We start from the raw sequence: 12202 nt of genomic DNA on the forward strand, positions 1-12202 counted from the left end.
ATCAACTCTCCGCGGCGAGGCCGTCCTTGATGGCACGGGCGAGCTTCACGACCCGCTCGGCCTGGATCCGGGCGGCGCCTCGGCGACGTCGGCGGTCGCCTTCGCGTTGGCGGCCCAGGCCGGATTGGAGTCGATGGCGGCCTGCGGGGCGAGCTCGGCGGCCTTGCGCAGCCGTACCTGTGCACCGGCCTTCTCCGCGTACTCCGCGACGGCCTTGGCCATCGCGGCGACCGTACCGGTCGAGGAGTAGTAGATGACGGCGACGTTGACGGGCGTGGGCATCGCGGAGACCTCCGGCAGGCACGAGGGAACGCATCAGAACATATCCGGACGTATCCATACGAAGGGGGCGATACGGAACGTGGAGGCATCCGGCGCGTCGGTCGGCCGCTCGGCCGAGCGGCCGACCGACCGGGTGGTGCCGCGAGGGGGCTCGGGCTTGCACCTCACGTGACGTCAGGGCGCAGGATCGGAACGTACCCGGGATTCAGGCGTCCCCCGGGCGGGAGACGCCGGGAGCGGAGAAGGGAGCGGGGAGGGTCGTGGACTACTCCGTGGGACAGGTGGCCGGCTTCGCCGGGGTCACGGTGCGCACCCTGCACCACTACGACGCCGTCGGGCTGCTCTCGCCCGGCGGGCGCAGCCACTCCGGTCACCGCCGGTACGACGACGCGGACCTGGACCGGTTGCAGCAGATCCTGTTCTACCGGGAGCTGGGCTTCCCGCTCGATGAGATCGCGGTACTGCTCGACGACCCGGACGCGGACCCGCAGGACCACCTGCGCCGCCAGCACCGACTGCTGACCGACCGGATCGCCGGGCTCCAAAGGATGGCGGACGCCGTCGAGACAGCCATGGAGGCACGGAAGATGGGCATCAACCTCACGCCGGAGGAGAAGTTCGAGGTGTTCGGGGACCAGGACCCCGAGGAGCACATGGAGGAGGCCGAACGCCGCTGGGGCGGCACCGACGCCTACGCAGAGTCGCGGCGCCGGGCCGCCCGGTACACGAAGGAGGACTGGAAGCGGATGCAGGCGGAGGTGGCCGGCTGGGACGCCGCCTACGCCGCGCTGATGGAGGCCGGCGAGCCGGCCACCGGTGCGCGCGCCATGGACCTGGTCGAGGCGTACCGGCAGCACATCATCAAGTGGTTCTACCCGTGCACGCCCGAGATGCACCGGGCGCTCGCGGAGATGTACGTGTCCGACCCGCGGTTCCACGCCCACTACGAGTCGATCCGGCCCGGCATGGCCGAGCACCTGCACGACGCCGTCGTAGCCAACGCGGAACGCCTCTCCTAGTCGCGCGCGGCCGTGCGGCGGCCTCGTGCGGCCGTGCGGCGCCGCACAAGGGAGTACTTTGTCCAGGTTGGCCCGGTCCGTGCGCCCGTGAGGGAGACTGGAACCCGACGACGGCATTCTGCGTTGATAGCTTTGGGCGGCCACGCAGTTGTCGGCGGCCACGCAGCCGCCATCGACCGACTCAGGAGCCCGGACCCTTGAATACGCTTGCGCTCGGACCGAGCTGGCTGGACCCGGACTATCTCATCAACACCTTCGGACTTCCCGGCGTCCTCCTCATCGTCTTCGCCGAGTCCGGACTGCTGATCGGCTTCTTCCTGCCCGGTGACTCCCTGCTCTTCACCACGGGCCTGCTGGTGACCACGGGCCAGCTGCGGTCCCCGCTGTGGATGGTCTGCACGCTGGTGGCCGCAGCGGCGATCATCGGTGACCAGGTGGGGTATCTCTTCGGCCGCAAGGTGGGCCCGGCGCTCTTCAGGCGCCCGGACTCCCGCCTCTTCAAGCAGGAGAACGTCGAGAAGGCGCACGACTTCTTCGAGAAGTACGGGCCGAAGTCGCTGATCCTGGCCCGCTTCGTCCCCGTGGTGCGCACGTTCACGCCGATCATCGCCGGTGTGAGCCGGATGAACTACCGCTCGTTCATCGTGTTCAACATCATCGGCGGGATCCTGTGGGGGGTCGGCGTCACGCTCCTCGGCTCCGCCCTCGGCAAGATCGAGTTCGTCCACAAGAACATCGAGGCGATACTCATCCTGATCGTGCTCATCTCGGTGGTGCCGATCGCGATCGAGTTCCTGCGGGCCCGTTCCAAGGCGAAGAAGGAAGCGGCGGCGGGTATCGCGGCTTCGGGCGACGGGGCGGCCGCCGACGGTGGCCCGGTCGCCGTCCAGCGCGGGCGCCACGCCAAGCGCTGACCGGACCCCGAGTCCCACGACACTCGCTTCCCGCGGGGGCGTACGCGTACGGCGCGTACGCCCCCGCGGCGTATCCACCGACTCTGCCCCCTTCGGGGCCGCCCCCGGCGTCGCGGGCCCGTGGTCCGGTGCCGCGGGCCCGCGACGCCCGTGCTGCGGCCATCGGCCCGGACACCCGCACCCGTAGGCCCAGAGACCGGAGACTTCGGCGAGAAGTCCGGAAACTCCGGCCCGGAGGTCGCGACCGGCTCAGAAGCCGCGCGTCCGCTTGGCCGCGCGGCGGTTCGCCCCGCCGACCTCTCCCGGCACCCGCATGAACAACCGGGAGATCTCGCTCCCCAGGTTCACCCCGATGGCGATGGCCAGCGCCGTCGCCACGGCGGTGGACAGCGACACGAGCCCGGCGTTCACGTTCCCCTGCGCCACGGCCAGCAGCCCGAAGTACGTGGCCGAACCCGGCAGCAGCGGGCCGATCGCGGCCGTGATGAAGGGGAGCGACGAGGTGTGCCGGTAACGTGAGAAGAGCTGGCCGAACAGGCCCACCAGACCGGCCGCCGTCGCCGTCGCCAGCACCGGTGAGATGTCTCCGGTACGGGCCATCGCCCCGAAGACCACCCATGCCACGGCGCCGTTGAGGGTGACCGCCAGGACCGTGGAACGGTCCTGCTGGAGCAGGATCGCGAAGGCGAAACAGAGCGCCATCGACGCCAGGATCTGCACCACGGGCCGGTCGGGGACGAAGAACCTGGTCCCCGGGTTCAGCTGTGCGCCCAGCTGGAGGCCCATGTACAGCACGAGCAGCACACCGACGACGATACCGATGAACAGGTACATGACTTCGAGCAGGCGTGCCGCCGCCGTGATGTAGAAACCGGTCAGCCCGTCCTGCACGCCCGCGACCAGGGCTCGCCCCGGCAGCAGCGCGAACAGCCCACCCGTGATGACCGCGGACGGCCGCAGGTCCGACCAGTGGGTCAGGGTCAGCGCCACGCCCATCGCGGCGGGCGGCATCGCCGCCACCACGAACTGGTAGAACTCCGGCAGCCCGCGCCCGGCGCACAACCAGGCGAGCCGGTCACCGAGCATCGCGCCGATCGCCGCCACCACGAACACCAGCGCACCACCGCCGACCAGCACCGAGGCCGCCCCCGCGAGACCGCCGCCGGCCAGCGTCAGCACCCAGCCGGAGTACGGGTGCCGGTTGCGTCGTATCTCCGCCAGGCGCCGGTAGGCGTCCTCCAGCGAGACCTCGACGTCCCCGGTGGTGATGTCGTCGATGAGCCGGAAGACGGCGGCCAGCCGGGTGTAGTCGGTGCCCCGGCGGCGTACGGTACGGCTCGCCGTCACCGGGTCGTCGACCAGCGACGGCTGGTACGAGATCGACAGCAGGGTGAAGGTGACCGTGGGCTCGCTGCGGTCCAGCCCGTAGCTGCGGGTCACCGCGAACATCGCCGCCTCGACGTCCTCGGCGCCCTCGCCACCGGCGAGCAGCAGTTCCCCGATGCGCAGCGTCAGGTCGAGCACGCGCGGCACCGCCGGGCCCGTCTCGTCGGACTTCTGCACCAGCTCGGGCGCGGGGCGCTCGGCGACCGGCATGCGCAGCATCGTGCGCATCCGGTCCTGCCAGGGAGCCTCCTTGGTCAGCCGGATCATCGGGCTGCCGTGCGCGGGAGTGAAGGCGGGAGGCGATTGGTGGGCGCGGTACGTGCTCGGTGGCGCGAAGGCGGAGCCGATCGTGTCCGAGCCCGAAGCGGAACCCGGTCCCGAGCCGGAGGCGGAACCCGAAGCGGAACCCGCCCCGGCCCCCTGGGACTCGGTCGCCAGACCGGTCGGAACAGCGAATTCCGAGGTCGGGTGGTCGTCGTCCGCGGCCGGCGCGGGCGGCTCCACCCCCGCCGGTGGTACGAAGGCGCTGCGCGCCTCGTCGGACTGGGGCTTCTGGTCCTCCGGACCGCCCGGTTCCGCCACCACTCGACCAGTTCCTCCTCGGCTGTGGGACCTCGGCTCGCGCCTCTGCATCCCAGTATGGGCACGGGCCGGGGCGGTAACGCGAGGGGCCGGACGTACGGAACGGGCGTAAGGAGCGAGCGGGCGCGGTGGGCAGACGAAACGGGCGGCACTCCGTGGGAAGGAGTGCCGCCCGTTTCCGGAACGTCAGTGTCGGCCGGGCCGCACACGGAACCGTGGGCGGGAGCCTGGAAGCGGAACCGCGGACGGAGCCGCGGGCCGGAGCGCAAACGGAACCGCGAGCGGAACCGTGAACCGGACCGCGAGCGGAACCGCGAACCGGACCGTGGACGTCAGTGCGCGCCGCCCTGCGCCTCAAGGCGCTTGTAGGACGCCTCGATCTCGGCCTCGGCCTCGGTGCGGCCCACCCAGTCGGCGCCCTCGACCGACTTGCCGGGCTCCAGGTCCTTGTAGACCTCGAAGAAGTGCTGGATCTCCAGGCGGTCGAACTCCGACACGTGGTGGATGTCGCGCAGGTGCTCCACCCGGGGGTCGGAGGCCGGCACGCACAGCAGCTTGTCGTCGCCGCCGGCCTCGTCCGTCATGCGGAACATGCCGATGGCGCGGCACTTGATGAGGCAACCGGGGAAGGTCGGCTCGTCCAGGAGGACCAGCGCGTCCAGCGGGTCGCCGTCCTCGCCGAGGGTGTTCTCGACGAAGCCGTAGTCCGCCGGGTAGCTCGTCGAGGTGAAGAGCCGACGGTCCAGACGGATCCGACCGGTCTCGTGGTCCACCTCGTACTTGTTCCGCGAACCCTTCGGAATCTCGATGGTGACGTCGAACTCCACGGGTGGCTCCTCCATGATCAAGACATACGACTGGTGATTAAGTGTCCCCCACGCAGATGTGTGCTCGCGAAAGGGGCTGGTCAACGGTGGACGAGCCGGTGAAGAGACCGTCGGTCAACCTGCTGGACAGACTGGGCGCGCTCACCCGCAGAGGCGGGGCGACCAGGCTGAAGGGACTGAGCGACCGGCAGTTCACGGCCGTCGCCGCCGGCCTCGGTCTGGTGCTCGCGGCCGGCGCCGCCCTTGCCGCCGGTCCGTGGGACTCGGGTCAGCGTAAGGCCGAGCAGGCCTGGGCCGCGGCCCGCGGCGGCACAGGTGGCGTACATCACGAAGCCGGTACGCCGTCCGGCGCGCGCCCCGCGCCCAGCGCCCCGCCCGTCCTCGCCCCCCTCTCCGCCACGGGCGGTGCCGCCGACATCGCGGACGACTCCGCCCCCGGCGCCCGCACCGCCCCCGACGGGACGGCGTCCGCCCCGACCGCCGCCCTCGGCCGGCTGCTGAAGGACCCCGCCCTGGGCACCGCGCGCGCCGCCGTCGTCATCGACACCGCCACCGGGAAGCGGCTCTATGAGCAGGGCGCCGACACGCCCATGACCCCCGCCTCCACGGTCAAGATCGCCACCTCGGCCGCCGCCCTGAGCGCGCTCGGCCCCCACCACCGCATCGCCACGACGGTCCGGGCGTCCCCCGACTTCCGCGCCGTCACCCTGGTCGGCGGCGGCGACCCCACCCTCGACAAGGCGGCCCTGCGCGCCCTGGCCGCCGACACCGCCCGCCTCCTGAAGCAGCGGGGTGTGACGAAGGTCCGCCTCGCGTACGACACCTCCCGCTACTCCGGCCCCGCACGGCATCCGATCGGCCGCAACGAGAACATCGCGCCCCTCACCGCGCTGATGACCGACGAGGGTCGGCTCGACCGCAGCGACAGCGGGCCCGCCCCGCGCAGCGACGACCCGGCCGGCGACACCGCCCGCGCCTTCGGCGAACTGCTCGACGACGCGGGGATCGCCGTCCCGTCGGGGCCGGTGCCCGGCCGCGCGCCCGCCGACTCCCGCCCGGTCGCCAGGCACCTGTCCGCCCCGCTCTCGGCCCTGGTCGAACGCGCCCTGACCAACAGCGACAACGACATCGCCGAGGCCCTCGCCCGGCAGACCGCCGTGGCCGCGGGCGAACCGGCCGACTTCGACGGCTCCCGACGCGCCGTCACCGCGCGGCTCGGCGCGCTCCAACTGCCGCTGAAGGGCGCGAACCTCGCCGACGGCAGCGGGCTGAACCGCAAGGACAAGGTCACCGCCGGACTGCTGGCCGGGCTCCTCGCCCGCGCCGCCGACCCGGCCCACCCCGAGCTGCGCCCGGTCCTCACCGGCCTTCCCGTGGCCGGGTTCACCGGCACACTCAGCGACCGCTACACCGCGAAGTCCGCGGGCACCGGCCTGATCCGTGCCAAGACCGGCACCCTGACCGGGGTGAACTCGCTCGCCGGCACGGTCGTCGACGCACGGGGCCGGCTGCTCGCCTTCGCCTTCCTGGCCTCGGGCACCACCTCCCCGTCCGAGGCGCAGTCCTCCCTCGACGCCCTCGCCACCAGCCTCGCCGCCCCCGCCCCGTGAACCGGTGCGCCCGGTGAGCCGGTGCCCCTCCCGGCACCGGTCCGCCGGGTGCCCGGACCCCGGACTTCCGCTCGTGGCCCCGTCAACACCCCGGCGCGGACGGACCCGAGCACGTACGGTTGACACATGACGAGCATCGGTGGGGCCGAGATGGTCGACTGGAATCTCGCGGTCGCGACCGCGACCCGGCTGGTCCGGCCCGGGCCGGAGGTCAGTCGTGAGGAGGCCCGCGAGGTCGTCGCGGAGCTGCGTCGGCACGCCAAGGCGTCCGAGGACCACGTCCGCTCCTTCACCCGGATGATCCCCGAGGGGACCGAACCGGAGGACACCCCGGTCCTGGTCGTGGACCGGGCGGGCTGGATCCGGGCCAACGCCGACGGCTTCCGCGAACTGCTCCGCCCGCTGCTGGGGAAGATGCGCGAGCGGCGCGGCAACGGCCCCGGGGGAGTCGTGCTCGGTGCCGTCGGAGGCAAGGTGACCGGTGTCGAGGTGGGGATGCTGCTGTCGTTCCTGGCCTCCCGGGTCCTCGGCCAGTACGAGACGTTCGCACCCGCCGGGCGCGAATTCCCGGCCGCGGCCGACGGCGGCAGGCTGCTGCTGGTCGCTCCGAACATCGTCCACGTCGAGCGCGAGCTGGCGGTCGACCCGCACGACTTCCGGCTCTGGGTCGCCCTGCACGAGGAGACCCACCGCACCCAGTTCACCGGTGTGCCCTGGCTGCGCGACCACCTCCAGGGCGAGATCCAGTCATTCCTCGAAGAGACCGACGTCGACCCGATGACCTTCCTGGAGCGGCTTCGTGAGGCCGCCCAGTCGCTGGCCGGGGGCCGCCCCGAGGGCGAGGACGGCGAGGAGGGCGGACGCAGCCTCGTCGAACTCGTCCAGACCCCCGCCCAGCGGGAGATCCTTGGCCGGCTCACCGCCGTGATGTCCCTGCTCGAAGGGCACGCCGACTACGTGATGGACGGCGTCGGACCCGAGGTCGTCTCCTCCGTCGCCGAGATCCGCGAGAAGTTCCAGCAGCGCCGGGCGCGCGGGGCGAGCCGCCTCGACCAGGCGCTGCGCAAGCTCCTCGGGCTCGACGCCAAACTGCGTCAGTACCGCGACGGCGAACAGTTCGTCCGCGCCGTGGTCGACGAGGTGGGCATGGACGGCTTCAACCGGGTCTGGACCTCGCCGAACACGCTCCCTACCAAGGCGGAGATCTCGAAGCCCGCGGACTGGATCGCGAGGGTGCACCGCAGGGCGGAGTGAGGGTGCACCGTAAGGCAGAGCCGTGACCATGGCGGCCACGACGGCGCGCGACAGGACGAGAACGCGCCGGTAATCACCCATCCGAGGGACCGTAGAGGCATGGGAAGGCGTGCAATGCTCGATGGACGGCTTGCCTCTGTCACCATCGATGCACTCTGAGTGACGGAATTCTCACTCATCCCGTCACTCCTAGGCACTCCCGACACTCCACGAAGGGCACCGGACATGGGTCCCCATCCTGCGGTCGCGGCGATACGCCTGGCGGTCCGCCGCGTACTCCACGACGTACTCACCGAACACACTCGCAACAACGCCCGCGACAGCAACCACAGCCACACCTGCGACAACGCCGGACGCGCCCGCGACGCCGGGCACCCCCGGCGCACTCCGCACCCCGGGTTCGCCGAAGCCGGCGCGGGCAGACAGCGCCCCGCACTCCCCGAACGCCCCGATACCCCACTGGTGCTCGTCGCATGCTCCGGCGGCGCCGATTCCATGGCACTCGCCTCCGCCCTCGCCTTCGAGGCGCGCAAGCTCGACGTCCGGGCCGGTGGCATCACCGTCGACCACGGCCTCCAGGACGGCTCCGAGACCCGGGCCGCCGAAGTCGTCGACCGCCTCGCCGCCATGCACCTCGATCCGGTGGAGTCCGTCGCCGTGCGCGTCGGCCACGAGGGCGGCCCCGAGGCCGCCGCCCGCGACGCCCGCTACGCCGCCCTGGACGAGGCCGCCGAACGGCACGGAGCCGCCGCCGTGCTGCTCGGCCACACCCGCGACGACCAGGCGGAAACGGTGCTGCTGGGCCTCGCCCGCGGCTCCGGCATCCGGTCCCTCTCCGGCATGGCCGCCGCGTCCGGCCCGTCCGGCCGCTACCGCCGTCCCTTCCTCCAGCTCGACCGGCAGACCGCCCGCAAGGCCTGCCTCGTCCAGTCCCTGCCCGTGTGGGACGACCCGCACAACATCGATCCCGCCTACACCCGCTCCCGGCTGCGCCACGAGGGCCTGCCCGCCCTGGAGAAGGCGCTGGGCAAGGGGGTCGTCGAGGCTCTGGCCCGTACCGCGCAGCTCTCCCGCGACGACGCCGACGCGCTCGACACCTGGGCCGCCGAGGCCGAGCGCACCGTACGGGACGAGGCGGGCCGGCTGGAGTGCGCCAAGCTGTACGTGCTGCCGCCCGCCGTACGCCGCCGGGTGCTGCGCCGGGCCGTCGTGGAGGCCGGATCCCCGGCCGGTTCGCTGTTCGCCCGGCACATCGAGGAGGTCGACCGCCTGATCACCGGCTGGCGCGGCCAGCGGGCCATCAACCTGCCCGGCCGCGTCGAGGCCATGCGCCAGGGTGGCAGACTTGTGATTCGGCAGAGCTGAAGCACGAGCGGCTGACACGCAGGCGAGAGGCCGCCGCCGGTACGGGGCGCCGCCCCGGGCCCCGGCAGGCACAGAAAGAGACGCGGGTGAACGAGAAGGACATGGGCACCGACCTCCAGTCGGTGCTCCTCACCAAAGAAGAGATCGACGCGAAGCTCGTCGAGCTGGCCGCGAAGATCGACGCGGAGTACGCGGGCAAGGACCTGCTCATCGTCGGCGTCCTCAAGGGCGCGGTGATGGTGATGGCGGACCTGGCGCGTGCGCTGTCCAACCCCGTCACCATGGACTGGATGGCCGTCTCGTCGTACGGCGCGGGCACCCAGTCCTCCGGAGTCGTCCGGATCCTGAAGGACCTGGACACCGACATCAAGGGCAAGCACGTCCTGATCGTCGAGGACATCATCGACTCGGGCCTGACCCTGTCCTGGCTGATGTCCAACCTCGGGTCGCGCGAGCCCGCCTCCCTGGAGATCTGCGCGCTGCTGCGCAAGCCGGACGCGGCCAAGGTCGCGCTCGACTGCAAGTGGGTCGGTTTCGACATCCCCAACGAATTCGTCGTCGGCTACGGGCTGGACTACGCGGAGAAGTACCGCAACCTCCCCTTCGTCGGCACGCTCGCCCCGCACGTCTACGGCGGCTGACCGCCCGGTGCCGCCTTCCGGTACGGACCAGGGCGGCGACCGACGACGGGAACCTTTTACTCGATTCCCGTCGTTGGGACATGGAAGGGCGGTTTTGACAGACGTCCCCGGCAGTCGCGGGTGACAATGCTGGGGTACCGTCCGAAGAACAATCTTTTCTCACAGCAGCATTTACCTACGGGCAGGAGGGACGGGGCGTGATCGCCCCGTATGGATGGACGTGAAGCGATACTTCCGTGGGCCGGTCATGTGGATCGTGCTGGCCGTCCTCGCCGTGGTCGTGTTGATGCAGGTCGTCGGCTCGTCGGGCGGCTACAAATCGGTGGACACCGGCAAGGTGGTCCAGGCGATCAGCAGGGACCAGGTGGCGCAGGCCAAGCTGACCACCGGTGACGAACAGATCATCAAGATCGAGCTGAAGAACGGCCAGAAGCTCTCGGGCGAGTCCGGCGGCAAGTTCCAGGCGAACTACATCGGCAACCAGGGCGTCCAGCTCGCCGACACGCTGCAGCAGAAGTTCGAGAGCGGCAAGATCGACAAGGGCTACACGGTCTCTCCGTCGAAGCAGTCCCCGTTCATCTCGATCCTCCTGTCGCTGCTGCCCTTCGTCCTGATCGTGGTCGTCTTCCTGTTCCTGATGAATCAGATGCAGGGCGGCGGCTCCCGGGTCATGCAGTTCGGGAAGTCCAAGGCCAAGCTGATCACCAAGGACACCCCGAAGACGACGTTCGCCGACGTGGCGGGCTCGGACGAGGCGGTCGAGGAGCTCCAGGAGATCAAGGAGTTCCTCCAGGAGCCGGCGAAGTTCCAGGCCGTCGGCGCCAAGATTCCCAAGGGCGTTCTGCTGTACGGGCCTCCCGGTACGGGCAAGACGCTGCTCGCGCGCGCCGTCGCGGGCGAGGCGGGCGTCCCCTTCTACTCGATCTCCGGTTCCGACTTCGTCGAGATGTTCGTCGGTGTCGGTGCCAGCCGAGTGCGTGACCTCTTCGAGCAGGCCAAGGCGAACGCCCCGGCGATCGTCTTCGTCGACGAGATCGACGCCGTCGGCCGGCACCGCGGTGCCGGGATGGGCGGCGGTCACGACGAGCGCGAGCAGACGCTGAACCAGCTGCTCGTCGAGATGGACGGCTTCGACGTGAAGGGCGGCGTCATCCTGATCGCCGCCACGAACCGGCCGGACATCCTCGACCCGGCGCTGCTGCGTCCGGGCCGTTTCGACCGGCAGATCGCGGTCGACCGGCCGGACATGCAGGGCCGCCTGGAGATCCTCAAGGTCCATCAGAAGGGCAAGCCGGTCGCGAAGGACGTCGACCTCGGCGCCGTCGCCCGGCGCACGCCCGGCTTCACCGGTGCCGACCTGTCGAACGTGCTGAACGAGGCTGCGCTCCTCACGGCGCGCAGCAACCAGAAGCTGATCGACAACAAGATGCTCGACGAGGCCATCGACCGCGTCGTGGCGGGCCCGCAGAAGCGGACCCGGATCATGTCCGAGAAGGAGAAGAAGATCACCGCGTACCACGAGGGCGGACACGCCCTGGTCGCGGCGGCTTCTCCGCAGGCGGACCCGGTCCACAAGATCACGATCCTCTCCCGCGGCCGCGCCCTCGGTTACACGATGGTGCTCCCGGAGGAGGACAAGTACTCCACGACGCGCAACGAGATGCTCGACCAGCTGGCCTACATGCTGGGCGGGCGCGCGGCCGAGGAGCTGGTCTTCCACGACCCGACCACCGGTGCGGCGAACGACATCGAGAAGGCCACGGCCACGGCCCGCGCGATGGTCACGCAGTACGGCATGACGGAGCGGCTCGGCGCGATCAAGTTCGGCGGCGACAACACCGAGCCCTTCGTGGGCCGGGAGATGGGGCACCAGCGCGACTACTCGGAAGAGGTCGCGGCCCTCGTCGACGAAGAGGTCAAGAAGCTCATCGAGACCGCCCACAACGACGCGTGGGAGATCCTCGTCGAGAACCGCGACGTGCTGGACAACCTCGTTCTCCAGCTCCTGGAGAAGGAGACGCTCGGCAAGGAGGAGATCGCCGAGATCTTCGCCCCGGTCGTGAAGCGCCCGGCCCGCCCGGCGTGGACCGGTTCCGCCCGGCGCACCCCGTCGACGCGGCCCCCGGTGCTCTCGCCGAAGGAGCTCGCGCTCACCAACGGCACCACCACGGCGAACGGCTCGGTCGTCCCGGCGGACAACGTTCCGGCGACCGAGGCGCTGCCGGAGGACCGCCCCGGGTCCTGACCTGGATGTGGTCCCTGTCACGGGGGCCGGACCGGGCTCGGAATGGATGCCGCGCCCTCGCAGGTTCTAGCCTGTGA

At 71.0% G+C, this 12202-nt stretch carries 9 protein-coding genes and 1 pseudogene; 7 read left to right on the forward strand and 3 right to left on the reverse strand.

The window, feature by feature from the left end:
• Window positions 1-69: 69 nt before the first annotated feature.
• A pseudogene (locus AMK22_RS28135) lies at window positions 70-282 on the reverse strand (flavodoxin domain-containing protein); the annotation flags it as partial.
• A gap of 260 nt (window positions 283-542) precedes the next feature.
• On the opposite strand from AMK22_RS28135, the gene AMK22_RS28145 reads away from it, so the two are divergent.
• Both AMK22_RS28145 and AMK22_RS28150 read left to right on the forward strand, forming a co-directional pair.
• Entirely contained in the window at window positions 543-1301 is a 759-nt protein-coding gene (locus tag AMK22_RS28145; protein ID WP_073789591.1) for a MerR family transcriptional regulator, read from the forward strand.
• Between the two features lie 197 nt (window positions 1302-1498).
• The gene (locus AMK22_RS28150) at window positions 1499-2215 is read left to right on the forward strand and encodes a DedA family protein (RefSeq protein WP_073789592.1); all 717 of its coding nucleotides are present in this window, start codon (window positions 1499-1501) and stop codon (window positions 2213-2215) included.
• A 249-nt stretch (window positions 2216-2464) separates the two neighbouring features.
• Here AMK22_RS28150 and AMK22_RS28155 read toward each other — a convergent pair whose 3' ends face one another.
• Both AMK22_RS28155 and AMK22_RS28160 read right to left on the reverse strand, forming a co-directional pair.
• A complete protein-coding gene (locus tag AMK22_RS28155) occupies window positions 2465-4186 on the reverse strand; it encodes a threonine/serine ThrE exporter family protein (RefSeq protein ID WP_073789593.1) in 1722 nt (573 codons plus the stop codon).
• 329 nt (window positions 4187-4515) lie between these two features.
• On the reverse strand, window positions 4516-5010 hold the full coding sequence (locus AMK22_RS28160; RefSeq protein ID WP_073789594.1) for an inorganic diphosphatase: 495 nt from the start codon (window positions 5008-5010) through the stop codon (window positions 4516-4518).
• An 86-nt stretch (window positions 5011-5096) separates the two neighbouring features.
• Between AMK22_RS28160 and dacB the strand changes: the two genes are divergently transcribed.
• The 5 genes from dacB to ftsH all read left to right on the forward strand — a co-directional run bounded on the left by dacB (window position 5097) and on the right by ftsH (window position 12125).
• A complete protein-coding gene (dacB, locus tag AMK22_RS28165) occupies window positions 5097-6620 on the forward strand; it encodes a D-alanyl-D-alanine carboxypeptidase/D-alanyl-D-alanine endopeptidase (RefSeq protein ID WP_073789595.1) in 1524 nt (507 codons plus the stop codon).
• A 126-nt stretch (window positions 6621-6746) separates the two neighbouring features.
• On the forward strand, window positions 6747-7874 hold the full coding sequence (locus tag AMK22_RS28170) for a zinc-dependent metalloprotease (protein WP_073789596.1): 1128 nt from the start codon (window positions 6747-6749) through the stop codon (window positions 7872-7874).
• Between the two features lie 225 nt (window positions 7875-8099).
• Complete coding sequence (gene tilS, locus AMK22_RS28175) at window positions 8100-9239, forward strand: tRNA lysidine(34) synthetase TilS (RefSeq protein WP_073789598.1); 1140 nt, start codon at window positions 8100-8102, stop codon at window positions 9237-9239.
• Between the two features lie 101 nt (window positions 9240-9340).
• Window positions 9341-9880: a hypoxanthine phosphoribosyltransferase gene (gene hpt / locus AMK22_RS28180; RefSeq protein WP_073789679.1), complete on the forward strand. Its 540-nt coding sequence runs from the start codon at window positions 9341-9343 to the stop codon at window positions 9878-9880.
• A 214-nt stretch (window positions 9881-10094) separates the two neighbouring features.
• On the forward strand, window positions 10095-12125 hold the full coding sequence (ftsH, locus tag AMK22_RS28185; RefSeq protein WP_073789599.1) for an ATP-dependent zinc metalloprotease FtsH: 2031 nt from the start codon (window positions 10095-10097) through the stop codon (window positions 12123-12125).
• Window positions 12126-12202: the final 77 nt, after the last annotated feature.

This window comes from Streptomyces sp. CB01580, from assembly GCF_001905795.1.
Lineage (GTDB): Bacteria > Actinomycetota > Actinomycetes > Streptomycetales > Streptomycetaceae > Streptomyces.